The sequence below is a fragment of the Streptomyces tricolor genome (assembly GCF_002155905.1).
GTDB classification, from domain to species: Bacteria; Actinomycetota; Actinomycetes; order Streptomycetales; family Streptomycetaceae; genus Streptomyces; species Streptomyces tricolor.
In genome coordinates this window covers 14558-39932 of the sequence record NZ_MUMF01000065.1, presented here as the reverse complement: position 1 = coordinate 39932, position 25375 = coordinate 14558, and the positions used below count along the sequence as shown (strand labels likewise).

Annotated in this window: 24 protein-coding genes; 10 read left to right on the top strand and 14 right to left on the bottom strand. The window is 71.4% G+C overall.

Annotated features, from left to right (window positions below; translation table 11 throughout):
• Positions 1 to 82 precede the first annotated feature (82 nt).
• Together CCN44_RS05525 and CCN44_RS05520 are read right to left on the bottom strand one after the other, a co-directional pair.
• The gene (locus tag CCN44_RS05525; RefSeq protein WP_086696995.1) at positions 83 to 1123 is read right to left on the bottom strand and encodes a BRO-N domain-containing protein; all 1041 of its coding nucleotides are present in this window, start codon (positions 1121 to 1123) and stop codon (positions 83 to 85) included.
• A 153-nt stretch (positions 1124 to 1276) separates the two neighbouring features.
• Positions 1277 to 2182 carry a D-alanyl-D-alanine carboxypeptidase family protein gene (locus CCN44_RS05520; protein WP_059250098.1) on the bottom strand — a complete coding sequence of 302 codons (906 nt, stop codon included), beginning with the start codon at positions 2180 to 2182 and terminating at the stop codon, positions 1277 to 1279.
• Between the two features lie 188 nt (positions 2183 to 2370).
• Between CCN44_RS05520 and CCN44_RS05515 the strand changes: the two genes are divergently transcribed.
• Both CCN44_RS05515 and CCN44_RS05510 read left to right on the top strand, forming a co-directional pair.
• Positions 2371 to 3045, top strand: a complete 675-nt coding sequence (locus CCN44_RS05515; RefSeq protein WP_059250099.1) for a GntR family transcriptional regulator — start codon at positions 2371 to 2373, stop codon at positions 3043 to 3045.
• Positions 3042 to 4370 (top strand): MFS transporter, encoded by a 1329-nt coding sequence (locus CCN44_RS05510; RefSeq protein ID WP_086696994.1) that lies wholly within the window; start codon positions 3042 to 3044, stop codon positions 4368 to 4370. Before CCN44_RS05515 ends, CCN44_RS05510 begins: the two co-directional genes overlap by 4 nt.
• Before the next feature lie 98 nt (positions 4371 to 4468).
• Here the strand turns inward: CCN44_RS05510 and CCN44_RS05505 are convergent, their stop codons facing one another.
• The gene (locus CCN44_RS05505; protein WP_059250101.1) at positions 4469 to 5293 is read right to left on the bottom strand and encodes a maleylpyruvate isomerase family mycothiol-dependent enzyme; all 825 of its coding nucleotides are present in this window, start codon (positions 5291 to 5293) and stop codon (positions 4469 to 4471) included.
• A 180-nt stretch (positions 5294 to 5473) separates the two neighbouring features.
• On the opposite strand from CCN44_RS05505, the gene CCN44_RS05500 reads away from it, so the two are divergent.
• Positions 5474 to 6289 carry a carbon-nitrogen family hydrolase gene (locus tag CCN44_RS05500; RefSeq protein ID WP_059250102.1) on the top strand — a complete coding sequence of 272 codons (816 nt, stop codon included), beginning with the start codon at positions 5474 to 5476 and terminating at the stop codon, positions 6287 to 6289.
• 3 nt (positions 6290 to 6292) lie between these two features.
• Here CCN44_RS05500 and CCN44_RS05495 read toward each other — a convergent pair whose 3' ends face one another.
• Both CCN44_RS05495 and CCN44_RS05490 read right to left on the bottom strand, forming a co-directional pair.
• Positions 6293 to 6787 carry an LURP-one-related/scramblase family protein gene (locus tag CCN44_RS05495; RefSeq protein WP_059250103.1) on the bottom strand — a complete coding sequence of 165 codons (495 nt, stop codon included), beginning with the start codon at positions 6785 to 6787 and terminating at the stop codon, positions 6293 to 6295.
• A gap of 31 nt (positions 6788 to 6818) precedes the next feature.
• On the bottom strand, positions 6819 to 7826 hold the full coding sequence (locus tag CCN44_RS05490) for a GlxA family transcriptional regulator (RefSeq protein ID WP_086696993.1): 1008 nt from the start codon (positions 7824 to 7826) through the stop codon (positions 6819 to 6821).
• 51 nt (positions 7827 to 7877) lie between these two features.
• Between CCN44_RS05490 and CCN44_RS05485 the strand changes: the two genes are divergently transcribed.
• From CCN44_RS05485 to CCN44_RS05475, 3 genes are all read left to right on the top strand, one after another.
• Positions 7878 to 8264 (top strand): cupin domain-containing protein, encoded by a 387-nt coding sequence (locus tag CCN44_RS05485; protein WP_059250105.1) that lies wholly within the window; start codon positions 7878 to 7880, stop codon positions 8262 to 8264.
• 155 nt (positions 8265 to 8419) lie between these two features.
• The gene (locus tag CCN44_RS05480; RefSeq protein WP_086696992.1) at positions 8420 to 9262 is read left to right on the top strand and encodes a calcium-binding protein; all 843 of its coding nucleotides are present in this window, start codon (positions 8420 to 8422) and stop codon (positions 9260 to 9262) included.
• Between the two features lie 55 nt (positions 9263 to 9317).
• Positions 9318 to 11153, top strand: a complete 1836-nt coding sequence (locus CCN44_RS05475; RefSeq protein ID WP_086696991.1) for an NHL domain-containing thioredoxin family protein — start codon at positions 9318 to 9320, stop codon at positions 11151 to 11153.
• 6 nt (positions 11154 to 11159) lie between these two features.
• Here the strand turns inward: CCN44_RS05475 and CCN44_RS05470 are convergent, their stop codons facing one another.
• The 6 genes from CCN44_RS05470 to CCN44_RS05445 all read right to left on the bottom strand — a co-directional run bounded on the left by CCN44_RS05470 (position 11160) and on the right by CCN44_RS05445 (position 18535).
• The gene (locus CCN44_RS05470) at positions 11160 to 13544 is read right to left on the bottom strand and encodes a hypothetical protein (protein ID WP_237481212.1); all 2385 of its coding nucleotides are present in this window, start codon (positions 13542 to 13544) and stop codon (positions 11160 to 11162) included.
• A gap of 79 nt (positions 13545 to 13623) precedes the next feature.
• Positions 13624 to 14304 carry a hypothetical protein gene (locus CCN44_RS05465; protein ID WP_086696990.1) on the bottom strand — a complete coding sequence of 227 codons (681 nt, stop codon included), beginning with the start codon at positions 14302 to 14304 and terminating at the stop codon, positions 13624 to 13626.
• A gap of 167 nt (positions 14305 to 14471) precedes the next feature.
• Positions 14472 to 14810: a hypothetical protein gene (locus CCN44_RS05460; RefSeq protein WP_059250110.1), complete on the bottom strand. Its 339-nt coding sequence runs from the start codon at positions 14808 to 14810 to the stop codon at positions 14472 to 14474.
• An 81-nt stretch (positions 14811 to 14891) separates the two neighbouring features.
• The gene (locus CCN44_RS05455; protein WP_059250111.1) at positions 14892 to 15146 is read right to left on the bottom strand and encodes a DUF6458 family protein; all 255 of its coding nucleotides are present in this window, start codon (positions 15144 to 15146) and stop codon (positions 14892 to 14894) included.
• Positions 15147 to 15212: 66 nt separating this feature from the next.
• Entirely contained in the window at positions 15213 to 16562 is a 1350-nt protein-coding gene (locus CCN44_RS05450; RefSeq protein ID WP_079080999.1) for a M18 family aminopeptidase, read from the bottom strand.
• Between the two features lie 146 nt (positions 16563 to 16708).
• Positions 16709 to 18535, bottom strand: coding sequence for an acyl-CoA dehydrogenase (locus tag CCN44_RS05445; RefSeq protein WP_086696989.1), 1827 nt, complete (start codon positions 18533 to 18535; stop codon positions 16709 to 16711).
• Between the two features lie 263 nt (positions 18536 to 18798).
• Between CCN44_RS05445 and CCN44_RS05440 the strand changes: the two genes are divergently transcribed.
• The 3 genes from CCN44_RS05440 (at position 18799) to CCN44_RS05430 (ending at position 20841) form a co-directional block, all read left to right on the top strand.
• A complete protein-coding gene (locus CCN44_RS05440) occupies positions 18799 to 19227 on the top strand; it encodes a BP74-related protein (protein WP_059250114.1) in 429 nt (142 codons plus the stop codon).
• 38 nt (positions 19228 to 19265) lie between these two features.
• A complete protein-coding gene (locus CCN44_RS05435; protein WP_059250115.1) occupies positions 19266 to 19754 on the top strand; it encodes an SseB family protein in 489 nt (162 codons plus the stop codon).
• Positions 19755 to 19869: 115 nt separating this feature from the next.
• Entirely contained in the window at positions 19870 to 20841 is a 972-nt protein-coding gene (locus CCN44_RS05430; RefSeq protein WP_059250116.1) for a pirin family protein, read from the top strand.
• A 65-nt stretch (positions 20842 to 20906) separates the two neighbouring features.
• On the opposite strand, the gene CCN44_RS05425 is transcribed toward CCN44_RS05430, so the two are convergent.
• Both CCN44_RS05425 and CCN44_RS05420 read right to left on the bottom strand, forming a co-directional pair.
• Positions 20907 to 21332 (bottom strand): SRPBCC family protein, encoded by a 426-nt coding sequence (locus CCN44_RS05425; RefSeq protein WP_059250117.1) that lies wholly within the window; start codon positions 21330 to 21332, stop codon positions 20907 to 20909.
• A gap of 79 nt (positions 21333 to 21411) precedes the next feature.
• Positions 21412 to 21987 (bottom strand): GNAT family N-acetyltransferase, encoded by a 576-nt coding sequence (locus CCN44_RS05420; RefSeq protein ID WP_086696988.1) that lies wholly within the window; start codon positions 21985 to 21987, stop codon positions 21412 to 21414.
• A 92-nt stretch (positions 21988 to 22079) separates the two neighbouring features.
• On the opposite strand from CCN44_RS05420, the gene CCN44_RS05415 reads away from it, so the two are divergent.
• Positions 22080 to 23144, top strand: a complete 1065-nt coding sequence (locus tag CCN44_RS05415; RefSeq protein ID WP_059250119.1) for an AI-2E family transporter — start codon at positions 22080 to 22082, stop codon at positions 23142 to 23144.
• Here CCN44_RS05415 and CCN44_RS05410 read toward each other — a convergent pair.
• Entirely contained in the window at positions 23096 to 25243 is a 2148-nt protein-coding gene (locus tag CCN44_RS05410) for a SpoIIE family protein phosphatase (protein ID WP_086696987.1), read from the bottom strand. The genes CCN44_RS05415 and CCN44_RS05410 overlap by 49 nt on opposite strands.
• Between the last annotated feature and the right edge of the window lie 132 nt (positions 25244 to 25375).

The window sequence follows — 25375 nt, the reverse complement described above, 5'->3', positions numbered from 1 at the left end:
CCGTCCGGACGGGTAACCTCGGGGACGAGAAGGGGACGGCCGCAAAGTCAGCTTGCGACCGCCCCCTTTTCTCCTGACCCGCTCAGCCCCGGTTGAGCACGTACACCGGTGCTCCGTTCTCCGCTCCGCCCTGCGAGCGGATGCAGGCGTGCTTGCGCAGCAGGCGGAGGCATGCGTTGACGCGGTGCACCGAGAGGCCGGTGCGGGCCGCGATGGACTCCAGCGGGTCGCGCAGTTCACCCTTCTCGACGAGGATCGGGGCGATCACCACGGCCACGGTCCACACGTCCGCCGTCACGGAGAGCCGCTGCCGCCAGTCGGCCAGCACGGTCTCGGTGGTGGGCGGCACCGAGAGGTATGCGCCGGGCGTCCGCCGTTCGAGTACGAGCGCGTCGAGCCGGTCCGCGATGCGCTCCATCGCCCGGACCATGGCCTGCTGCACGGCGAGGGTGGCCTTCTGGACGGCCAGCGCTTCCCGCTGGACGGCCAGCGTCTCCCGCTGGACGGCCAGCGTCTCCTCCTGGACGGTGAGCGTCTGCTTCTGGACGGCCAGCATCTCCTTCCGCAGATCGATCGATTCGCGCTGACCGTTCGCGAATTCCTCGTCCAGCTGGAGGTTGCGCGCCTCCAGCCGGACGATGGCCTCCGCGACCTGATCGGGCATGGCGTACGCGATGGGCGCGCCCGGTCCGGCCGGCTGCACCTCGGCCTCTTCGAGAGTGTAAGAACCCTCTCGCTGCACGGTCTCGATGACTTCGGCGACCCACTGCTTGAAGGGGGCGCAGGAGGGCTTGGTGCAGGCGTTGACGAGGAGGATGAGGCCCTGGAGCGAGATGACGTTCAGGTCTCGACGCCACCCCCTACCTGCGGGAATGCTGAGACCGTAACCTCCAGTTAGGGTCTCGAGAGACTCTCGGTGCTCTGTGGGCACGTGATCGGACAACGCCTTCTGCGGGTTGCTGTGCCCGAGTTCCTTGCAGACGTCCACCGCCGGAAACCAATGGTTCCCGTCCGGCATGGTCAGCCGGCGGACGCGGGCTCCGGTCGCCGCGTAGACGAAGTCGCTGACGTCGATCGCCTCGTGCCGTCCCGCGGATGCGGATTGCTTCCTGGGTTCGTTCATGTGAACCACCTCCGTCGCGGAACGTAGAGCGGATGAAATGGAATATGCCAGTGGAATGGGAGATGTTCACTGGTGAGGGCGAACTTTCCGGGATCCGCACACGAAAAGGGCCCGCCGCTGTGTGCGGCGGGCCCCGGTGCTGCGGAGTGATCGTCAGCCGAGCTTGGCGAAGCCGTAGTTGAGGAGCTTCTTCGCGTCGGTCTCACGCTGGGCGATGGAGGAGGAGGCGAGGACGGTGCCGATGACCGTCTTGCCGTTCCGGGTCGCGGCGAAGACCAGGCAGTACTTGGCCTCCGGGCCGGAGCCGGTCTTCACCCCGATGGTGCCGCTGTAGCTGCCGAGCAGCCCGTTGGTGTTCTTCCACGTCTTCATCGTGCGGGTGCTGCCCGTCTTGGTGATCGTCTTCGCCGTGTACGACTTGGTCTTGACGATCGTGCGGAACGTGGAGTTCTTCAACGCGCTGCCGGCCAGCTTGGTCAGGTCGCGCGGCGTCGAGTAGTTGGCGCCGTGGCCGATGCCGTCGAACGAGTCGAAGTGCGTGTTCTTCAGACCCAGGTTCTTCGCCGTGGTGTTCATCTTGCCGATGAACGACTTCACGCGCGCCGCCCGCGTCGAGCCCGAACCGAACTTGTCGGCGAGCGCGTACGCCGCGTCGCAGCCGGACGGCAGCATCAGCCCGTACAGCAGCTGCCGCACGGTGACCTTGTCGCCGACGATCAGCCCGGCGTTCGACGCGTAGTTGTTGTCGACGATGTAGTCGCTGTACGCCTTCTGGATCGTGACCTTGGCGTCGAGGTTGAGGTTCGGCTGCGCGAGCACGACCTTGGCGGTCATGATCTTGGTGGTGGAGCCGGTGGAGCGCCGGGTGTCGGCCGCCTTCGTGTACAGCGTCTTGGCGTTCGCGTTGTTCATCACGTAGCCGCCCTTGGCCACGATCGAGGGCGTGGTGACGGCCTGTGCGGGCGCCGCGGTGAGGGCACCGGTGGCGAGCAGCGCGCCGGAGGTGACGGCGACGGCGGCGGCTGTGCGGAGGCGGGTGCCCTTGATGCCGGTAATCAAAGTGATGTACCTCGGATGTCGTGAATGCCCCTGAAATGCGGCCGAGTGAGGTGGCAACGGAAGGGGGCCGCATGTGTGTGACACGTAACTAGCACAGAAGGTTGTGCGGTCGCTGCGCGCGGGCTTCGTCACGTCCGCATGATGGACGGTCCTGTCTCTTGCGTACGTGTTGTATCTATGCTGTCGGCATGAACACGGCCGTCGAGCAGCCCGCCCCGCAGTCCCTCAAACCGCCACCCGCCGCCGACCGCGTGTACGCCCACGTCAAGCAGGGTGTGCTCGACCGCCGCTACGAGGGCGGCACCCTGCTCACCGAGGGGGAGCTGGCCGAGGCCGTCGGGGTCTCGCGCACCCCCGTCCGGGAGGCGCTGCTGCGGCTGGAGGCCGAGGGCCTGATCCGGCTGTACCCGAAGAAGGGCGCCCTGGTCCTGCCGGTCTCCGCGCAGGAGATCGCCGACGTGGTGGAGACCCGGCTGCTGGTGGAGGAGCACGCGGCCCGCAAGGCCGTACCCGCGCCGCCGGGCCTGCTGGAACGCCTGACGGAGCTGCTGGAGCAGCAGAAGGCACAGGCCGCCGCGGGCGACCTGGCCGCCGCCGCGGTCACCGACCGCTGCTTCCACGCCGAGATCGTGCGCAGCGGGGGCAACGAGATCCTGTCCCGGCTCTACGACCAGCTGCGCGACCGCCAGCTGCGGATGGGCGTCGCCGTCATGCACTCCCACCCCGACCGGATCGCCAAGACGCTCGCCGAGCACGAAGAGATCCTGAACGCGCTGCGCGCCGGCGACGCCGAGGCGGCCGTCGAGGTCGTGCACCGGCACGTGAGTTGGTTCTCGCACCTCGCGCGGGGTGAGGTCCGGTGAGCGCTTCCGCGCACAACGCCACCCGTCCGGGTGACCCGCCCCCGGAGGGGGCACCCCCGGGCGGACGCCGGGCCGTCGGCGTGTGGTCCATAGGCGTGGCCGTCTACTTCGTGGCGGTCATCTTCCGTACGTCCCTGGGCGTGGCCGGCCTCGACGCGGCCGACCGCTTCCACGTGGGCGCCTCCGCCCTCTCCACGTTCTCCATACTCCAGCTGCTCGTCTACGCGGGCATGCAGATACCCGTCGGCCTGCTGGTCGACCGTCTCGGCACGAAGAAGGTGCTGAGCATCGGGGCGGTCCTGTTCACCGCCGGTCAGCTGGGCTTCGCCTTCTCCCCCTCCTACGGCACCGCGCTCGCCTCCCGCGCCCTGCTGGGCTGCGGCGACGCGATGACCTTCATCAGTGTGCTGCGGCTCGGCACCCGCTGGTTCCCGGCCCGGCGCGGGCCGCTGGTCGCGCAGCTCGCGGGGCTGGTCGGCATGGCGGGCAACCTGGTCTCCACCCTGGTCCTGTCCCGGCTGCTGCACGGCGTCGGCTGGACCGCTGCGTTCGCGGGCAGCGCGCTGGCCGGCGCCGTCGTCCTGGTCCTGACCCTGCTGTTCCTGAAGGACCACCCCGAGGGGCAGGAGCCGGAGCCCTCCGCGCACCGGGGCGCGGCCTACGTCCGCCGGCAGATCGCCGCGTCCTGGCGGGAGCCGGGCACCCGGCTGGGCCTGTGGGTGCACTTCACCACCCAGTTCCCGGCGATGGTGTTCCTGCTGCTGTGGGGCCTGCCGTTCCTCGTCGAGGCGCAGGGCCTCAGCCGGGCCACGGCCGGTGAGCTGCTCACCCTCGTCGTCCTGTCCAACATGGTGATCGGCCTGGTCTACGGCCAGATCGTGGCCCGGCACCACGCGGCGCGGCTGCCGCTGGCGCTGGGCACGGTGAGCGCCACCGCGCTGCTGTGGGCGGTCACGCTGGCCTACCCCGGCGACCACGCGCCGATGTGGCTCCTGCTGGTGCTCTGCGCGGTGCTGGGTGCGTGCGGGCCGGCGTCGATGATCGGCTTCGACTTCGCCCGCCCGGCCAACCCGCCCGAGCGGCAGGGCACGGCGTCCGGCATCACCAACATGGGCGGCTTCATCGCCTCCATGACGACCCTGTTCGCGATCGGTGTGCTGCTGGACGCGACCGGGGACGACTACACCGTGGCGTTCAGCGCCGTGTTCGTGCTGCAGGCGCTCGGGGTGAGCCAGATCCTGCGGCTGCGGGGGCGGGCGGCGCGGCGGGAGCGGGAGCGGTTGGTGGCGAGCCGCGTGGAGACGGTGCACGTGCCCGCGGCCTGAGCCGGGAGCTTTCCGCCTGCCCACCCGTCCGCACTCGGCCGGAAGGCCGGTCACCCCGTGGGGGCGTTCGCCGTCGGCGGCTTGCGCCGGGCGTGTCGCTACTGGGTCACCGCGAAGTTCCGCAGGATCGCCGCCGCCAGGTCCTGGTCGCCCTCCGTCTTCACCCGGTCCGCCACCGCCTCGGGGGTGACCCGGCCGCAGGCGAGACGGACGTAGGTCTCCCAGTCGAGGGTGAGGGTGGCGGCGGGGCCGAGAGCGGGGGCGGTCTCCACGGTGCCGCGGCCCTGGATGTCGACGCGGACCGTGCGCAGGAACTCGACGGGGCCGTGTACGTCGAACACGATCGCCGAGCTGCGCGGGGCGTCGGCGTCATGGGCGACGACCTTGGGCAGCGCCTCCAGCAGCACGTCCCGGGTGACGTACGCGCCCGGCGAGTCCAGGTTGCCGGGGCGGCCCAGGGCGGTGCGCAGGTCCTGCTCGTGCACCCACACGTCGAACGCCCGGGTGCGGTAGGCCTGTTCCAGGGTGATTTCCGTGCCCAGCGGGCCGCGGACCAGGGTGGCGGGGTCCCGGGACTCGTTGCGCAGCTGGCGGTTGCGGCGGATGACCGTGTACTCCAGCTCGGCCGTCATCTCCGGTGCCGTGTGGTGGCGGCGGACGTCGACCTGCATCTCCATGTAGCGCTGGTGATCGGTGGTGACGTGGAAGAGGTCGCGCGGCAGGGAGTGGATGGGCCGCGGGTCGCCGAGCATCTCGCAGTCCAGGCCGATGACATGGGACACGATGTCCCGCACCGACCAGCCGGGGCAGGGTGTCCGCCGGTTCCACTCGCCCTCGACGAGCTCCTGCACCATCTCGGATATCGCTTCGATGGAGTGTGTCCAGGCGTCGGCGTAGGGCTGGAGGGTGGGATGCAGACTCACGGAACGGGACCCCTCGGCGGTCGGTACACGGGCAGGTTGTGGCGGCGGTGCCAGCGGGCGGCTGCACTTCGGCGGGTGTCTTGAGGAGCTAAGTTACGCTGCTGAAAGGCACCCCGGCAGTGCTTTCGTGTGACGATCGTAGGCCTGTGTGGACGACTCGAATGCCAGGACGGTGGTAGTGTGCGCGCTTCCCTGATCCAGATCGCCGTGGACGAGGGCGAACCGGTCGACTCCCGGCGGCGGCGGGTGGCCGCGCTGGTGCGGGAGCAGAGCGGGGCCGACCTCGTCGTCCTGCCCGAACTGTGGACCACGGGCGCCTTCGCCTACGAGGAGTTCGGCCGGGAGGCCGAGCCGCTCGAAGGGCCGACGTACGAGGCGATGGCCAAGGCGGCGAGCGACGCGGGCGTGTGGCTGCACGCCGGCTCCATCCCCGAGCGGGACCCCGAGGGCCCCCTCTACAACACGTCTCTCGTCTTCTCCCCCTCCGGTGAACTGGCCGCGGCCTACCGCAAGATCCACCGCTTCGGCTTCGACAAGGGCGAGGCCGTGCTGATGGGTGCGGGCCGGGACCTGGTGACGGTCCGGCTGCCCGGGACCACGCTCGGCGTGGCCACCTGTTACGACCTCCGTTTCCCCGAACTCTTCCGCGGACTGGTCGACGCCGGCGCCGAGACGCTGGTGATCCCGGCGGGCTGGCCCGAGCGGCGACGCGCGCACTGGACGCTGCTGGCTCAGGCGCGGGCGGTGGAGAACCAGGCGTTCGTGCTCGCCTGTGGAACGGCCGGGACCCACGCCGGAGTTCCGCAGGCAGGTCACTCGATCGTGGTGGATCCCTGGGGCGAGGTGCTCGCCGAGGCCGGCGCCGGGGAAGAGGTCCTCACGGTCGACCTCGACCCGGCGAAGACGGCCGCGACCCGCGAACAGTTCCCGGCGCTGAAGGACCGCGTCCTCGGCCTGGAGCCGCCCCGCCACCGCGGCCGGCCCCGTGCCACTTGAGGCTCAGTCCTCCTCGCCCTCCTTCTCGGCGAGGTGGATCACGCACACCGCCACCGCGATCAGCAGCGCCGGATCGGCGTCGTCCCGTACGACGTCCACGCCGTAGGTGTCGCGGACGCTGAGCCAGCGGCGGGAGATCACCGCGAGGAGTTCGCCGTCGTACTCGACGGCGAACTCACGGTCCAGGATCTTGCCGCTGACGTCCAGTTCGCTGCCGTCCACCAGGGCGACCCGGTAGTGGTTGCGCAGCAGGGACAGCCGCTTGCGCCTGATCCGGGCCAGGGCCTCGCCGTCCCGTTCGATCACCATGGTGTCGCGCAGGGCGAACATCTTCTGGTGGATGTCGATCAGGACCCGCCCCTGGGTGTCCTTCAGCTCGAAGGTGTCGCGCAGCCGCATCGCCTTGCCGTCGACGAGGTACACCTTCCGGCCGTGTTCGTCCTCGATCCACCAGTCGTCACCGATGCCGAGGATCCGGTCGCGTACGAGGAATCTCATACGGTCACGCTTCCCCGGCGCCGGTCGATCGTCACGGAGCCGGTGCGCCGGGCGGGGCAGGACGGGTGAGGTCCGCGGGCCCGGTGCCGAACCGCCTGCGGTACGCCGACGGGCTCAGCCCCGTCTCCCGCCGCAGCCGGGCCCGCAGATTGGCCGCCGTCCCCAGGCCGCTGCGCGCCGCCACGACGTCCAGCCGCTCCTCGCCCCGCTCGATCAGCCGGCACGCCAGGGCCACGCGCTCCCCGGTGAGCCAGGCCAGCGGGGTCGTACCCAGCTGGCTGCGGAAGCGGCGGTGCAGGGTGGCGGGGGAGACGGCCGCGCGGGCGGCGAGGTCCGCGACGGTCAGCGGCTCGCCCAGCCGTTCCTGGGCCCAGGCCAGCAGCGGGCCGAGCGACTCGTCGGGCACCGCGGGCACCGGCCGCTCCACGAACTGCCGTTGCCCGCCATCGCGGTGCGCGGCGAACACGAGCCGCCGGGAGACGTGGTTGGCGATCTCCACGCCGTGGTCCCGGCGGACGAGGTGCAGGCCCAGGTCGAGCGCGGAGGCGCTGCCGGAGGCGGTGAGGATGTCGCCGTCGTCCACGAAGAGCACGTCCGCCTCCAGGCGCACGCGCGGGAAGCGGGCCCGGAAGTCCTCGGCCCACATCCAGTGGCAGGCCGCCCGGCGCCCGTCCAGCAGCCCGGCCTCCGCGAGGGTGAACGCGCCCGAGCAGAAGCCGACGAGCCGGGCGCCACGCGCGTGTGCCCGCCGGATCACGTCCAGGACGCGTTCCGCGCGCGGGACCTCGGTGTCGGGCCGGTTCGGCACGATCAGCGTGTCGGCGGACTCGGCGGCCTCCAGCCCGGCGACCCCGGTGAGCGTGAAGAAGCCGTCCCGCATCCGGGTCTCCCGCTCGGCCGCGCACAGCCGGAAGTCGTACAGCTCCCGCCCCAGTTCGGGCCGCGCGAGCCCGAAGATCTCGATGGCACAGCTCATCTCGAAGGGGTTGGAGTTGTCGTCGACCACCAGCACGACACGGTGAGAGGATCGTTGCGGCATATGCGATTTCTAGCACTCGCCGGCCGTCGCGGCACCCCCGACGATGAACCCATGGAACCCATCTCCCTGGAGGCGGCCCTCGCCTCCTTCACCGAGCAGTGGAGCCCCCGCATCGTCACCGCCGTCAACGACTACGACGTGCGCGTGGCGAAGGTGGAGGGCGAGCATCTCTGGCACGCGCACGAGCACACCGACGAGTTCTTCCTGGTCCTCGCCGGCGAGCTGCACATCGGGCTGCGCGAGCCGGCCGGCGAACGCACGGTGGTGCTGCCCAAGGGCTCGGTGTTCACCGTCCCGCGCGGGGTCGAACACAAGCCGTACGCGCCCGTGCCCACCGAGATCCTCGTCTTCGAGCCCACCGGGACGCTGAGCGTCGGCGACCGGCACGAGGACGTCCCCGCACACGTGGACGCGACCACCGGCCACGCGCTCGCCTGACGGGGCGGCCGAATCCGCCGGGACGCCGGGTGTCGCCCCGGTGAACTTCCGGCGCGCGGGCGGACGACGGCCAACCCCGGGGAGGGCCCCCGAGTCGAACGGTGCGGAAGTCAGCGCACAGCAGCTGAGAAGCCCGTCCCTCACGGAGGCCCTCCATGTCCGCTCGCCCCCGGCGCCGCGCCTTCGCCCTGGCCGTCTGCACGGCCGCTCTGGCCGTGCCGTCCGCCCTGTCCGGCACCGCCTCGGCGGCCCCCGCGCCGGCCACCGCCGAGGTCAACCAGTACGGCTGGCAGCTCGCCTACCGGGCCGCACCCGGACAGACCAACAAGGTGACGGTCACCGCGTCCCTCACCGACGACCGGACCCACCTCACCTACGTGATCGACGACGCCGTGGCGATCACGGCGGGCCGCGGCTGCGCCCACCCGAGCGGCGCCGACCGCACCAAGGTCTCCTGCACGGTCACCGCCGAGGAGAGCCAGGACCCGTACGCCGCCCTGACGATGGACCTCGGCGACCGGGGCGACACCGTCTCCTACGCGAACCGCACCGATCAGGTGTACTACTTCGCGCGGATCGACCTGGGCCCCGGGAACGACAGGCTCACCGGCACCGGCCGCCTCGACGGCAGCGACGTCTCGGGCGGCGCGGGCGACGACAGCCTCACGGTCGGCAAGGCGGCGCTGGCCTTCGGCGACGACGGCGACGACACGATCAACGCGAACGGCGACCTGATCATCGCCAAGGGCGGCAAGGGCGCCGACGTGCTGCGCGGCGGCGCCGGGGGTCAGGACCTGGCCGGCGACGACGGCGCCGACACGCTCTCCGGCGGCACCGGCGCCGACACCCTGTACGGCGGCAAGGGCCACGACGTCCTGCACGGCAACAGCGGCGACGACAGGCTGTGGGGCAACAGCGGCAACGACAGGCTGTACGGCGGCCCGGGCCGCGACACGCTCTCCGGCGGCCCCGGCCGGAACGTCGTCCACCAGGACTGACGGAGTTGTCCACAGGCCCGGACCGGCTGTCGGCCCCGGATGGCACTCTGGATCCATGACCGACTCCGCACGCCGGCGGGCCCGCGTACGCGCTCCCGAGCTGATCGGCAAGGGTGGCTGGCTGAACACGGGAGGCCGGCAGTACACCCTCGCCGACCTGCGCGGGCGCATCGTCGTCCTGGACTTCTGGACCTTCTGCTGCATCAACTGCCTGCACGTCCTGGACGAGCTGCGCGAGCTGGAGGACAAGCACCGGGACACGCTCGTGGTGATCGGGGTGCACTCGCCGAAGTTCGTGCACGAGGCCGACCACCGGGCGGTCGCGGACGCCGTGGAGCGCTACGGCGTGGCGCACCCGGTCCTGGACGACCCCGAGCTGGCCACCTGGAAGCAGTACGCGGTGCGCGCCTGGCCGACGCTCGTGGTGATCGACCCCGAGGGGTACGTCGTCGCCCAGCACGCGGGCGAGGGCCACGTGCCCGCCATCGAGCGGCTGGTCACGGAGCTGGAGGCGGAGCACGAGGCGAAGGGCACCCTGCGCCGCGGCGACGGCCCGTATGTGCCGCCGGAGCCCGAGCCGACGACGCTGCGCTTCCCCGGCAAGGCGCTGCTGCTGCCGTCGGGGAACGTCCTGGTCAGCGACACCACCCGGCACCAGCTGGTGGAGCTGGCCGAGGACACCGAGACCGTCGTACGGCGGCTCGGGTCCGGCGCGCGCGGGTTCGCCGACGGCGGCCCCGAGGAGGCGTCCTTCAACGAGCCGCAGGGCCTGGCGCTCCTGGACGACGGCTCGGTGGTGGTCGCCGACACCGTCAACCACGCCCTGCGCCGCCTGGATCTGGCCACGGGCGAGGTGACGACCCTGGCGGGCACCGGGAAGCAGTGGTGGCGGGGCTCGGCGACCTCCGGCCCGGCCCGCGAGGTGGATCTCTCGTCCCCGTGGGACGTGGCGGTCTTCGGCGGCACGGTCTGGATCGCGATGGCGGGCGTCCACCAGCTGTGGACGTACGACCCGGCCACCCGCACGGTGGCCGTGGCGGCGGGCACCGCTAACGAGGGCCTGGTCGACGGTCCGGCCGCGCAGGCCTGGTTCGCCCAGCCCTCCGGCCTCGCGGCCACCGCCGACCGGCTGTGGCTCGCCGACTCCGAGACCAGCGCCCTGCGCTGGGTGGACCGCGACGGGCGGGTGCACACGGCCGTCGGCACCGGCCTGTTCGACTTCGGCCACCGGGACGGCGCCGCGGACCGGGCCCTGCTCCAGCACCCGCTGGGCGTCACGGCCCTGCCGGACGGCTCGGTCGCCGTCGCCGACACCTACAACCACGCACTGCGCCGCTACGACCCCGCCACCGGCGAGGTCACCACGCTCGCCACCGGCCTGCGCGAGCCCAGCGACGCGGTGCTGGCCGGCGAGGACATCGTGGTCGTGGAGTCGGCCCGGCACCGGCTGACCCGGCTGCGGCTGCCGGAGGAGGCGGTGCGCGTGGAGCCGGCCGCCCACCGCACCCGGCGGGCGGCGACGGAGGTGAACCCCGGCAGACTCCGGCTGGACGTCGTCTTCCGGGCCCCGGCGGGCCAGCAGCCCGACACGCGGTACGGCCCCGCGACCCGTCTGCTGGTCTCCGCCACCCCGCCCGAGCTGCTGCTGAAGGGCGAGGGGGCGGACCCGGACCTGTCCCGCGAGCTGGAGCTGAACCCGGCCGTCACCGAGGGCGTCCTGCACATCTCCGCGATGGCCGCCAGCTGCGACGACGACCCGGCCACCGCATACCCCGCCTGCCACGTCCACCAGCGGGACTGGGGCATCCCCCTGCGCCTCGTACCGGGCGGGGCGGCCCGGTTGCCGCTGGTGCTGGCCGGGATGGACGAGGCCGCCCGCGGGGGAGGCTGAGATCCGTCAGTCCTGGGCGAGTTCCAGGGCTTCCTCCGCCTCCGGGTCACCGTCCTCCGGCGCGGGGTCCGCATGGCCCCCCGTGGTCCTGCGCCGAAGGTTCTCCACGTCCGTCAGGATGCCGACCAGGAGGTCGTGCAACTCGTCGAGCTGTTCCACGGGGACGATCGGGGTGTGCCCCCCGACCTCGGGCTCCAGGGCGTGCAGATGGTCCAGCGCGTCCCGGGCCCCCTGCACCCCGAGGTGGAGGGCCTTGCGGTGCCCGGCGGCACGCTGGCTGGGCGGAACCGAGGGGTCATGGCTGCGGGGGCCGGGTACCGCGCCGTAGTGGAACAGGGTGGTCACGGGGTCCGGACCCGGGACCGGGGCGCCGGGTGCGGCGCCGGTGGCCTCGCCCCCCTCAGCCGGCTCCTCCGCAGCGGGCCCCCCCTCGGCCGGCTCCGGCTCGCCGCCCACCGCGGTCGGCGGCGGGACGTGGACCGGCGCCGGGGTGACGGCCGACGGCGGCACCACGACCTGTGTGGCCCGGTCCGGGTCCGAGGCCGCCACGACGTCCCACTCGTACAGCGGCACGGGCACGCCCGCGGGGTCCCGGGCGATGCGGTCCTCGGCCGCGAGGTCCACCTTGAAGTAGACGTAGGGCGGCTCGTCGGACGGGGCCGTCTCCTTGCCGGTGAGACTCAGCTTCGGTACGGAGTTCTGCGGCAGGTCGTCGCTGCGGAAGGTGTTGGCGGCCAGCGCGAGCGTCCACAGCCCGAGTTCGTTCGTCTGACGGGACAGTCCCTCGATGACCTTGTTGACGTCGGACCGGAACGGCACCCCGCCCTTCTCCCGCTTGACACCGAGCGACGAGCCGACGTTCCTGGTCAGGAGCTTGTCGGCGATCAGCGCCACACCGCCGGCCACGGCCAGGGTGCGGCGGGCGTCGTAGTCGCCCTTCATCGCCGGTTCGATCAAGGTCGTGAAGTCGTCGGTGGGCACCGGCGTCCAGCCGCTGACGACGTCGTTCGACAGCACACCGCCGTTGTTCCACGCGTTGCGGGCCTGCTTGGTCACGAGCTTCTTCTGCGCGCGCCAGGGCAGGTCGATGATCGGACCCAGCAGCTCGCCGAACCCCTTCATGCTCATCCGCTTGCCGCCCTTGATGGCCTTCGCCTGGTCCTTGAGCAGCTCCAGGAGGTCCGGCTGGGTCAGCGCGCTGACCAGATAGACGGCGCGCCACAGCGCGGTGCCGGGCGGAGCCGGGTCACCGCCGAAGACCTGCGGAAGGTCGGCCACGGGGATCCGGCCGACGGCGAGGCCGTACACCGCCTGGAGTTCGGCCGTGTTCCAGCGCGGGTCGCCCTGCTGGATGATCCGCTTCAGGGCGCGGGTGATGACCTCCACGTTCTGGGCGGCCGCGTCCCACTGCTTGAACTCGACGTGCACGGAGGCCAGCACGGACCGGATGGCGTCGTCGAAGACGTCCTCGGCGGACAGCACCCGGCCGTGGTGGCTCTCGACACCGATGGCGATCTGGGCCGGGACGACGTAGGACTGGGCGATCTGCGCGGCCCGGAGCCCCGGTGCCGCGCCCTTCATCTCCTGGTCGAACTCCGCGCGCAGCTCCTGCCGCCACTGTGCTCGGCCGGCCGACAGCCGCTGCGCGAGGCCGGGGCCCGCGGCCGTCGGCACGGTGGCCCTGCCGAGCAGCGCGTCCGTCGCCAGACCGGCGACCTCCGCGGGGTCGGCGCCGTGACCGGCCTGGACCGCCCAGGCGCTGGCGAGCCGGGTGATGCCGTCACGGACGACGAGCACGTGCAGCGGCTCGGTGCCGTCCTCGAAGGTGATCTTCACGGGGTGGGTGATCAGGTTCCTGGTGACGGAACGGGTGAGGATGGAGGTCGCGTAGCTGTTGAGCGACAGGGTCGCGTGGATCGTCTGCCACACGTGATTGCGCAGGTGGGCGAGGTTCTCGTAGCGGTACTCCACGAGCGCGGCGGGACGGCTCTCGTGCGTGACACCGAGTACGTGCGGGTCGGGTACCTCGGACACCTCCATGCCCGTACGCGGCTGAGGGCCCGGGAAGATCTCGCTCAGCAGGATCCGGGTGGGGACGGAACGCAAGGTCGCGCCTTCGACGTTCTCGACCATCAGGAGGCCCGAAGGGTCGTCCGGAGTCGGACGGAGCTGCACGGCCAGCGCCTCCGGGCGGGGCGTGGCCCGCGCGATGGCCTCCCAGGACGGGTCCGGCAGCCAGGTGCTCGGGTTGGCCCGGCCCGCCGCCACGACCGCGGCGATCTGGGTGTCCGTGGGATCCGGGGGCAACTGGGCCGGGACGTTGGTGACCCGGATGGTGTCCTTCCCCCACTCGACGTCGAGGGACAGGGCGGCGGGTGTGCCGGTGGTCATGGGTGTGCGTCTCCTGAGGTGGTCCGGAGTGAAACGCCTGAAGGGCGGCGAGTCCGTGAACTCGCCGCCCGAGCAGGCGTTATGCGGTGATATCGAGGGTGATGCACCGATCTGCCCAAGGCAACTCGGGTGGGAGCCAGGCAGGCCTGCAGCGACGGTCCGGGTAGCACCCGTGCTGATAAGCGGCGTACGCGGCGAGTTTTGCGGGGGTCAGGAGCAGCTCGACCTCGGCCGGGCTCGCGGGAAGGGCCTGCCAGACGGCAGAGTCCGGTGCGAGCGGCTCGACGTCCGGGCCCTCCGCGGTGAGGCGGTACCAGAGGACCCCGCGGCTGGTGTGGATGAGGGCGAGGCCGGAGGGCCGTCCGTCAAGGAGCGTGCACTGCCATTCGAGGATGTCCCGTTCGGCCTGCCGGGCGTGCCGCTTGGTCATGCGGGAGACATGGAGCCGGGGGAACTCGGTGAGCGACTCGGTCAGCCGTCTGGCGTGTCGGTGGCCCAGGGCGCGTGCGGCCGTCGCGCTGGTGGCCACCATGCGAGCGTCATATTCACCCTTGACGCGTCTACTGGGGTGTGGTAATTGCCCCTTTGTGGCGGTGTGCAGCCGGTCGCCGAGCAGAGCACGCCACTTATGCAGATGCCCCTGGATCTCCGTGTGTCTCATTTCCAGCGCGCTGATCGTGCGAAGCGGCAATCGCCCCGAGGCGCCGATGACGAAGATGGGGTCATTCTGCGGGGTGGGTATTCCTTCGGTGCTGCTCATGCGTACTCCTGGGTCGCGCGGTGCTGTTGATGCACAGGTGACAGTCAGTCAGGCAAGTGACTGCTGGCCTGTGTGGAGATCAACGCTACGCACGCGCCAGGGTTCACCGCACCACTTTTGGACCTGGCCCGCCTACCAAATCAGGTACGTCGGATGTCGTAGGCGGTCTAGCTCAAATACCGCTGAGCGAGGGGGTAGTTGGCGAAGACCTGAGGCAAGGGGTTCATCTTCAGCTTCTCCAGGTCCGCCAGCGCCGCGGCGACGGCCGCGACTTCGCCGAGGGCGCTGTCTCGCTTGATGACCCAGACGAACTCGTTTTCGGATGTCGGGAGGGTCCGCGGCAGAGTGGTCAGCCCGATGCGCTCGAACTCCTCGCCGATCTCCGCACACAACTCCGCGCTCAGTCGTGCGCGTTCCGGCGCGGCGTGTTTTTTGATGAAGCGCATGGACAGCCGCTTGATGCCGTCATCGACTTCGACGGCGTGCTTGATAATGGTGAAGTCCATAACTCAGCAGATTACTGAGTTAAGAAGCCAGTTGTATGTGAAACGGCTGAACCCACCTCGACGAGCAGGCGGGTTCAGCCGTCAGACGCCGTAGCCGTCCGAGTAGCCGTCCGCGCGGTGGTGGTGGCGGGGTTCGTCCTCCACCACCGGTGTCGCCGGTGGCACCACCACCCGGCGGCGTCGGGCGATGCCGCTGAACGTCGCCACCCCGATCAGGCCCACGGCCATCAGGATCAGGCCGACGACGGTGAGGTTGACACCCTGCATCTGCCAGTCGGTCGCGAACGTCAGAATGGCCCCTACGGCGATGAGGATGATGCATCCGCCGAGACCCATGAGACCTCGCCTCCCCTTCCGGTTCCGGAATCTCCGGTGCCGTCCGGGTACCCGGCGAGGCCCCGGCTAGCCCTCCAGAAAGGCCGTCAGGGCGTTCGCCAGGAGGAACGGGTCGTCGGCGCCGCACAGTTCGCGGACGCTGTGCATGGACAGGATCGCCACGCCGATGTCGACCGTGCGGATGCCGTGCCGGGCCGCGGTGATCGGGCCGATGGTGGTGCCGCACGGCATGGAGTTGTTGGAGACGAAGCTCTGGAAGGGGACGTTCGCCTTCTCGCAGGCCGCGGCGAACACCGCGCGGCCCGCACCGTCCGTGGCGTAGCGGTTGTTGACGTTGACCTTGAGGATCGGGCCGCCGTTGACGCGCGGGTGGTGCGTGGGGTCGTGCCGCTCGGCGTAGTTGGGGTGGACGGCGTGGCCGGTGTCGGAGGACAGGCAGACCGACGCGGCGAACGCGCGGGCCCGGTCCTCGAACGAGCCGCCGCGCGCCAGCACCGAGCGCTCCAGGACGGACCCGAGCAGCGGGCCGTCCGCGCCGGTGTCCGACTGGGAGCCGTTCTCCTCGTGGTCGAAGGCGGCCAGCACCGGGATCCGGGTGAGCGGGGCGCCGGAGGTCGCGACGGCGGCCAGGGCGGCGGCACCGGCGTGCACGGACAGCAGGTTGTCCATGCGCGGCCCGGCCACCAGCTCGCGGTCCCGGCCCAGGTAGGCCGGCGGCTCCACCGGGTGCGTCATCAGGTCCCAGCCGGTCACCGAGCCCGCCGTCAGCCCGGCCTCCTGCTCCAGGAAGGCGATGAGGTCGCCGTCCAGCACATCGTCGCCGAGTCCCCACACCGGCTGAAGGTGCCGCTGCTTGTCGAGCTTGAGTCCCTCGGCGCTGACCGAGCGGTCCAGGTGGATGGCGAGCTGCGGCACCCGCAGCAGCGGCCGGTCCACGTTGACCAGGACCGAGGAGCCGTCGCGCAGGGTCAGCCGGCCGGCCAGGCCGAGGTCCCGGTCCAGCCAGGAGTTGAGCAGCGGGCCGCCGTAGATCTCGACGGCGACCTGCCGCCAGCCGTGCGCCCCGCTGTCCGGGCGCGGCTTGACCCTCAGGCTCGGGGAGTCGGTGTGCGCGCCGATGATGTGGAAGGGAGTGTGCGGCTCGGCGCCCTCGGGCACGTACCAGGCCACGATCGCGCCGCCGCGCAGCACGTACTTGCCGCCATGGGTCCCGTCCCAGGCGTCCGTCTCCGCGACCTGCCTGAAGCCCGCCTTCTCCAGCCGCTCGGCGGTGTTCGCCACGGCGTGGTACGGCGACGGGCTCGCCGCCAGGAAGGACATCAGGTCGTCGGTGTGGCCGCGGTCGAAGGTGAGAGGTGCGCGCGCAGCGCCCGCTGGAGGGGCGGCGGCGGGTGACGGGCGGGATGGTGCGCTCATGGGATTCACCTTAACGACGTGCACGGGCCCGCTCCCGGAAAGAGAGCGGGCCCGTGCGGGGAATCGTCGGGGACGTCCGGTACGTCCGTGGCGGGACGCCGGTACGGTCCGGGACGGGTCGTCCGGAAGGTCCGGGACGGGGGCGTCTAGAAGGCGGCCTCGTCCAGCTCCATCAGGTCCAGCTCGACGTTGCCGGCGACCTTGCGGGCGAGCGTGACGCCCGGCAGGACGTTCGCCGCGAAGAACTTCGCCGCGGCGATCTTGCCGGTGTAGAAGGCCTTGTCCTTCGCCGGGGCGGTGGGCAGCTTCTCGGCGGCGATCGCGGCGCCCTTGAGGAGCAGGTAGCCGACGACGACGTCACCGGAGGCCATGAGCAGGCGGGTGGTGTTCAGGCCGACCTTGTAGATGTTCTTGGTGTCCTGCTCGGTCGCGGCGAGGTCGGTCAGCATCAGGCCGACGATCGCCTCCAGCTCCACGGCCGCCTTGGCCAGGTGCTCGCGGGCGCCGGCCAGCTCCTCGCCGCCGGTGCCGAGAGCCAGGAACTTCTTGATGTCCTCGGCGAGGGAGTTCAGCGCGGCGCCCTGGTTGCGGACGATCTTCCGGAAGAAGAAGTCCTGGCCCTGGATCGCCGTGGTGCCCTCGTAGAGGGTGTCGATCTTGGAGTCCCGGATGTACTGCTCGATCGGGTACTCCTGGAGGAAGCCGGAGCCGCCGAAGGTCTGCAGCGACTGGGCGAGCTGCTCGTAGCCCTTCTCGGAGCCGTAGCCCTTGACGATGGGCAGCAGCAGGTCGTTCAGCGCGTGCTCGGCGGAGGCGTCCTCGCCGTTCGCCTCCTTGATCTGGATGGCGTCCTGGACCGAGGCGGTGTACAGCACCAGGGCGCGCATGCCCTCCGCGTACGCCTTCTGCGTCATCAGCGAGCGGCGCACGTCGGGGTGGTGGGTGATGGTGACCTTGGGCGCGGTCTTGTCCATGAAGTTGGCCAGGTCCGGGCCCTGGACGCGCTCCTTGGCGTACTCCAGCGCGTTCAGGTAGCCGGTGGACAGCGTGGAGATCGCCTTCGTGCCGACCATCATGCGGGCGAACTCGATGATGCGGAACATCTGGCGGATGCCGTCGTGCTTGTCGCCGATCAGCCAGCCCTTGGCGGGGTGCTTGTCGCCGAAGGTCATCTCGCACGTGTTGGACGCCTTCAGGCCCATCTTGTGCTCGACGTTGGTGGCGTAGACGCCGTTGCGCTCGCCCAGCTCGCCGGTCTCGAAGTCGAAGAGGTACTTCGGGACGAGGAAGAGGGACAGGCCCTTGGTGCCGGGGCCGGCGCCCTCGGGGCGCGCGAGCACGTAGTGGAGGATGTTCTCCGACATGTCGTGCTCACCCGAGGTGATGAAGCGCTTCACGCCCTCGATGTGCCAGGAGCCGTCCTCCTGCTGCACGGCCTTGGTGCGGCCGGCGCCCACGTCCGAGCCGGCGTCCGGCTCGGTGAGCACCATGGTGGAGCCCCACTGCTTCTCGGTGGCGATCTTGGCGATGTGCTTCTGGACCTCGTTGCCCTCCTCGAAGAGGATGCCGGCGAACGCCGGACCCGAGGAGTACATCCACACGGCCGGGTTGGCGCCCAGGATCAGCTCGGCGTAGGCCCAGATCAGGGAGCGCGGCGAGGTGGTGCCGCCGATCTCCTCGGGCAGGCCGAGCCGCCAGTACTCGGAGTCCATGAAGGCCTGGTAGCTCTTCTTGAAGGACTCGGGGACCGGCGCGGTGTTGGTCTCCGGGTCGAAGACCGGCGGGTTGCGGTCGGCGTCCGCGAAGGACGCGGCCAGCTCGTTCTCGGAGAGGCGGGTCAGCTCCTCCAGGACGCTCTTGGCGGTCTCGACGTCCATCTCCTCGAACGGGCCGGTGCCGTACACCTTGTCGCGCCCCAGTACTTCGAAGAGGTTGAACTCGATGTCGCGGAGATTCGACTTGTAGTGCCCCATGGCGACGGCTCCGTAGAGGGATCGGCGAGGCACTGACTCCTCGCACCTAGTTCACGTACCAACAAGTAGCTACGATGATGCTACCCGCCGGTAATAAACCGCAACCCTGATCCGGCCATCTGTGACGCGTCTCAAGTGCGCCTCCCGTGCCCCCGCACGCCTCGGCCGTCCGGGTGAATGCATGCCTCCGTTCCGGGCGCGTCGCGTAACTCGTTCGCTACTTTCCGTGACTGATCGTTCTCCTCTCGCGTTCGGAGGCATGCATGCGACGAGTCCTGACCAGGCTGGGCGGACTGGCGGCGGCGGCGATGCTCACCGTCGGGCTGGCCCACCCCTCCCAGGCGGCGGACCCGGCCTACTTCGAGTTCACCGACATCACCCGGGAGCGGGCGATCGTCCGGATCGACGACCCGGCCAAGATCCGGCACGCCCGGGACCTGCTCAGCGGCAGGACGCACGACCGGCCCCACATCTTCGGACGGATCATCAAGCGTCAGGCGGACTACAACCCGAGGTGGTCCTTCCACTACAACCCGGAGACCGTGGACTTCTTCGACGTGGCCATCGAGGTCTGCGACGCCACCCTCCCCTATGTCGAGGACCACTTGGACGAGGCGGGCGGCGCCTTCCTGCCCGGGCTGATCTGGTGCCCGTGGAGCTCCCGGCTGACCCGAGAGGTTTCGGCCCCATAGCCGTTCGGGCGGCGGGGCGGCTCGGTACGCTTGCGCCCATGTACGGATACGGCCAGCCCATGGACGGGGGTGCGGCTCAGCAGCAGTACGCCCCGCCGCAGCAGCAGATGCCGGGCGGTGTCGGCGGGTACGGCCAGCAGCCGCCGCTCTACCCGGAGCCGTCCCCGCCCTCGCTCGCGGACGCGGTGCGCGCCTTCACCACCGGCCAGATGTCCGCCGAGGACTTCCAGCAGATCTTCGCCACCTCCAAGGTGTACTGCCCGCGCGGCGACACCCCCGGTTTCCTCGCGCTGCACAACACCCAGCAGCCGGTGATCCCGATGTTCACCTCGCTGAAGGAGCTGCGCCGGTACGCGGGCAAGGAGTCCAAGTACTTCGTCATCACCGGCGCCGAGGTGATCGACCTGCTGCCGACCGGCTACGGCTTCGTCCTGGACATGGAGGGCGAGCACCGGATGGTGTTCGACGCGAAGGCGGTCGAGCAGATGGTCGACTTCGCGATGCGCCGGATGTACGGCGGCGGCTGATCCGCGCGTCCGACCGTGAGAGAGCCCGGAGGGAATGCCCTCCGGGCTCTCTCTGTTCTGGGTGGCAAGAAGTTCAACACTCAACTAAAGTGGGCGTACCAAGGAGGTACCCACCATGCCTGCAGTGACCGTCGAGAACCCGCTGACGCTGCCCCGTGTGACCGCTCCCGCCGACGCCGTGGCACGTCCCGTGCTCGCCGTCACGACCGCTCCGAGCGGTTTCGAGGGTGAGGGCTTCCCGGTCCGCCGGGCGTTCGCCGGGATCAACTACCGCCATCTCGACCCGTTCATCATGATGGACCAGATGGGCGAGGTGGAGTACGCGCCGGGCGAGCCCAAGGGCACCCCCTGGCACCCCCACCGCGGCTTCGAGACCGTCACCTACATCATCGACGGCGTCTTCGACCACCAGGACAGCCAGGGCGGCGGCGGGACCATCACCAACGGCGACACCCAGTGGATGACGGCCGGCTCGGGTCTGCTGCACATCGAGGCCCCGCCGGAGTCCCTGGTGATGTCCGGCGGCCTGTTCCACGGGCTCCAGCTGTGGGTGAACCTGCCCGCCAAGGACAAGATGATGGCCCCGCGCTACCAGGACATCCGCGGCGGCAACGTCCAGCTGCTCACCTCCCCCGACGGCGGCGCGCTGCTGCGGGTCATCGCCGGTGAGCTGGACGGCCACCAGGGCCCCGGCATCACGCACACGCCGATCACGATGATCCACGCGACCCTCGCCCCGGGCGCGGAGGTCACCCTGCCGTGGCGGGAGGACTTCAACGGGCTGGCGTACGTCCTCGCGGGCCGCGGCAGCGTGGGTCCGCAGCGCCGCCCGATCCACCTGGGGCAGACGGCCGTCTTCGGCGCCGGCGGTTCGCTGACCGTCCGCGCGGACGAGAAGCAGGACTCGCACACGCCGGACCTGGAGGTCGTCCTCCTCGGCGGGCGGCCGATCCGGGAGCCGATGGCCCACTACGGCCCGTTCGTGATGAACACCAAGGACGAGCTGATGCAGGCCTTCGAGGACTTCCAGAAGGGCCGGCTCGGCACGGTCCCGGCGGTGCACGGCATGACCGAGGGCGGGCTGTAGGACCTCCGCCCGCCACGAGCGCCGTCGGCGAGGCCCTGCCCCACGAGGGCGGGGCCTCGCCGCGGTCAGCCCTCCACCAGACTCTTGAACTGCCGCAGGTCGCCCCGGACCGTGTTCTCGATGCGATGGACCTGGGCCATCCCCTTGGGGCCGCCGAAGGCGTTCTGCACGGCTGCCGGCTCGTACTCCAGCCGGACCTGCACCTGGCTGTGGTCGCGGTCCAGCGGCCGTACCGACAGGGTGCCCTTCAGCTCCGGGCTGCCCTGCGTCCGCCAGGAGATGACCTGGTCGCTCACGCGGTCGTCGAGGACGGCCTCGAACTCCCGCTCCACATCGCCGGCCCGGACGTCGAGATGCGCGCGGTCGGCGCCCTGCGGATAGGCGCGCCGGACGCCGTCGATGAACGTCGCGTACGACTCGACGTCGTGCAGCCGGTCCCAGACCTTCTGCGCGGGGGCGTCGATGTCGATGTGCTCTTCCAGCCTGCTCATCGCGGACCTCGCCTCCTGGCCCGGTGACCGGGCCCGTCGGATCCTTCCAGCCTGCGCCGCGGGCCGGTGGCCCCGCAAATCAGCGCACCGGCCGGACCATGAAGAGCGCCTGTTCGCCGGCGGACGGCGTGCCGTCGTAGAGCGAGGTGTCCAGCCCGCAGAAGACGAAACCCATCCGCAGGTAGGCGCGGACGGCGGGGGCGTTGACGTTGCTGACCTCCAGCCACACGTGCACCGCCCCGCACTCCCGCGCGAAGTCGACGGCGTGCCGCATCAGGGCCCGCCCCACGCCCTTGCCCCGCCACGCCGGGGCGACCTCGATGTCACGGATCGTCAGGCGGGCGTTCCACGGCGCGAAGGACGCCGTCACGAAGCCGCAGAGCCCGTCCGGGGCGACGGCGACCGTCGTCCGGGTCAGCTCCGGCTCGCCCTCGTCCTCACCCGCGCCCTCGGCCTCGCCGTCGACATCGTCATCGTCGTCGTCGGGGAAGACCTTGTGCACGGGCGGGTCGACGGGCACCGGACGGATCCCGAAACCCTGCTCCGACACGGTCACTTCGTACACGGCGTCGGTCGTGAACGACCCGTCGAGCGCCGCGATGGCCTTGCGGTCCTCGGGGCGCGCGGGGCGTAAGGCGACGGTTGTGCTCTCCATGCCCCGACCGTACGCCGGCCGTCCGGGCGCTTCCTCACCCGCCCGGACCCCCGCGGCAGGACAGCCGTGGCGGTGCGTGATCCGCTGGACGCGTGCAGGTGCTACCCGATCCCGTCCGCCGGTTCGCCGCCTGGTGCGCCGTGCTGCTGCTCGGCGCGGGGGTGGGGTGGGTCGGGGTGCTGCTGTGCGGGGAGTTGCGTACGGCCGTGATCCCGGTGCTGCTCGCGCTGCTCGGGACCGCGCTGCTCGGGCCGTTGTACCGGCGGCTGGTGCGGGTGGGGGTGCAGACGTCGGTGGCGGCCGGGCTCACCTGTGTCGCCGTCGTGGCCGTCGTCGGCGGTGCCGTGTACATCATCGTCGCCGCGCTCATCGACAGCGGCGACCAGATCATCTCCTCGCTCAGGAACGCCGCCAAGAGCCTCTCGCGGCACTTCGGGGCCGCCGGGACCGGTCTCGACGACCTCGCCGCCAACTCCGGGGAGCTGCTGCGCAGGTTCGGCGGGACGGCCGCGTCCAACGTCATCAGCGGCGTCAGCGTCGTCGCCGAGTCCATCGCCATGGCCGTGCTCGCGCTGCTGCTCGTCTTCTTCTTCCTGCGCGACTCGCACCGGGCCATGGCGGGCCTGCGCTCCCTCGCGCCCGGCGGCACCGCCGACACCGTGGAGGCCATGGCCCGCCGCGCCTTCGCCGCGGTGGAGGGGTTCATGCGGGGTACGACCTTCATCGCGCTCATCGACGCCCTGTGCATCACCGTGGGGCTGCTGGTCCTGCGGGTGCCCGGCGCGCTCGGGCTCGGCGCGCTCGTCTTCGTCGGCGCCTACATCCCCTACCTGGGCGCCTTCATCTCCGGCGCGGTGGCCGTGCTGGTCGCCCTCGCCGACCGGGGTTTCGTGATCGCGCTGTGGGCGCTCGGGGTGGTGCTCGCGGTGCAGGTGCTGGAGGGGCACGTGCTGCAACCGGTGATCCAGAGCCGGACCGTGCAGATGCATCCGGCCGTGGTGATGCTGGCGATCACGGCGGGCGCCTCGGTCGCAGGCATCCTCGGCATGCTCCTCGCGGTCCCGCTGACCGCCGCGGCCTTCGGGGTCGTGCAGGAGCTGAGGGAGCGCTACGCCGCCCCCTCCGACAAGCCGGCCGCCGGGCCCCCCGGCTCGTAGAGCTCGAACCAGATGCTCTTGCCCTCGCCCCGCGGGTCCACCCCCCAGGCGTCCGCGAGGAGTTCGATCAGCATCAGGCCGCGGCCGGAGGAGGCGAGTTCGCCGGGGCGGCGCCGGTGCGGCAGGTCGTCGCCGGAGTCGAAGACCTCCACCCGCAGCCGCCGCCCGGCCCCCTCGCCGACGACCTCCGCGAGCAGCAGCGCGTCGGCGTCCGTGTGCACCAGCACGTTGGTGACCATCTCGGAGACCAGCAGCACCGCCGAGTCCACCTGGTCGGCCGAGCGCCAGTCGTGCAGCAGCTCGCGCAGGTGCTGGCGGGCCTCGGCGATCCGGTCGGGCTCGTCCTGCGCCACCGACAGCAGCGTCCGCCGCACCGGCGGCCGTACCGCGACGGCGTCGCCGCAGCCGCAGCCGTCCCCCGGCCGGCACAGCAGCAGCAGGGCGATGTCGTCCTCGCGGCGGTCGGCGAGCGGGCCGGTGGTGTGGTGCGAGGACGGCCCGTGCACGGCCTGCACCAGCGCGTCGGCCAGCGACTCCAGGTCGCCCGCGTGGTCCTCCAGGGTCGCGCGCAGCCTGCGCCAGCCGCTCTCCAGGTCGTGCCCGCCGGTCTCGATCAGACCGTCGGTGCACAGCATCAGCGTCTCGCCGGGTTCGAGGGTGAACCGGGTCGTCGGATAGTCGGCGTCCGGGTCGATGCCCAGCGGCAGCCCGCCCGCCGTCGGCCGCATCATCACCGTGCCGTCGGCCATCCGGATCACCGGGTGCGGGTGCCCGGCGCGGGCGATCTCCAGCCTGCCGGTCGGCGGGTCGGCCTCCACGTACAGGCAGGTCGCGAAGCGCAGGTCGGCCGGCGGGTCGTCGCCGGCGTGGGTGACGCCGTGCAGGAAGCGGGAGGCGCGGGAGAGGACGGCGTCCGGGCGGTGCCCCTCGGCGGCGTAGGCGCGCAGCGCGATCCGCAGCTGGCCCATCAGGCCGGCCGCGCGCACGTCGTGGCCCTGCACGTCCCCGATGACCAGCGCGAACCGGCCGGAGGGGAGCGGGATCAGGTCGTACCAGTCGCCGCCGACCTGGAGGCCGCCGCCGGTCGGGATGTACCGGGCGGCCACCCGCATCCCCGGGATCTCCGGGCCCAGCGAGGGCAGCATGGAGCGTTGCAGGCCCTCCGTCAGCTCCCGCTCGGACTCGGCGGCACCGGCGCGGGACAGCGCCTGGGCGAGCATCCGGGCGACCGTGGTCAGCACCGCGCGCTCGTCCGGGGTGAAGGCCACCGGGTAGGTGAAGGCGGCCATCCAGGCGCCCATCGTGCGTCCGCCGGCCGTCAGCGGCAGGAACGCCCACGAGCGGCGCCCGAAGACCCGGGCGAGCGGCCAGGTCACCGGGTAGCGCTCCTTGTACTGCTCCGGGGAGGACAGGTAGACGGCCCGCCCGGTGCGGACGACGTCGGCGGCCGGGTAGGGGGTGTCCAGCGGCATGTCGGAGAAGGGGTTCATGTCGGCGGGCTGGTGCCCGTGCTGGCCGGTGATCGTCAGCCGGTCGCCCTGGACGCCGAAGACCACGAGCCCGTCCGGGGAGAACCCCGGCATCGACAGACCGCCGGCCACCCGCAGCACCTCGGCCGTGGACCGGGCCTCCGCCAGCGCCCGGCCGGCGTCCAGCAGGAACGCCTCCCGGGAGCGCCGCCAGTCCCCGGTGACCGCGCTGCGGGCCGCTGCCGTGCCGGGGGCCGGCTCGGTCACCTCCTGGAGGGTGCCGATCAGCTCGTACGCCTGCCGCTCGGGGTCGTACGACGGCTTCGAGCGGCTGCGGACGACCCGCACGATCTTGCCGTCGCCGTCCATGATCCGGATGCGTACCTCGGCGAGGGTGCCCTCGGCGACCGCCAGCCGCACCACGCCGGTGATCTCGTTCCAGTCGACCGGGTGGAACCGGGCCCGGGTCTGGGCCTCGGTGAGGGTGGCCGGCTCCGGGGGCAGGCCGAGCAGCCGCGCCGCCTCCGCGTCCACGGTGACCAGTCCGGTGGCCGTGTCCCAGTGCCAGAGCCCGGTCGCGAGGGCGGCGAGGACGTCGCCGACGGACGGCAGAGGCTCGCCTGTGCGCATTGCCCTACTTTAGGGAGATGTGACCGATGCCTGCCACCGTAGGCGACCGAGTGGTAATGGTGGGGAACCGAGCGGGGGGTGCCCGGTACCCTTGGGGTGGCCTAGGCCGTACCCGCCTGGCGACACCCGATC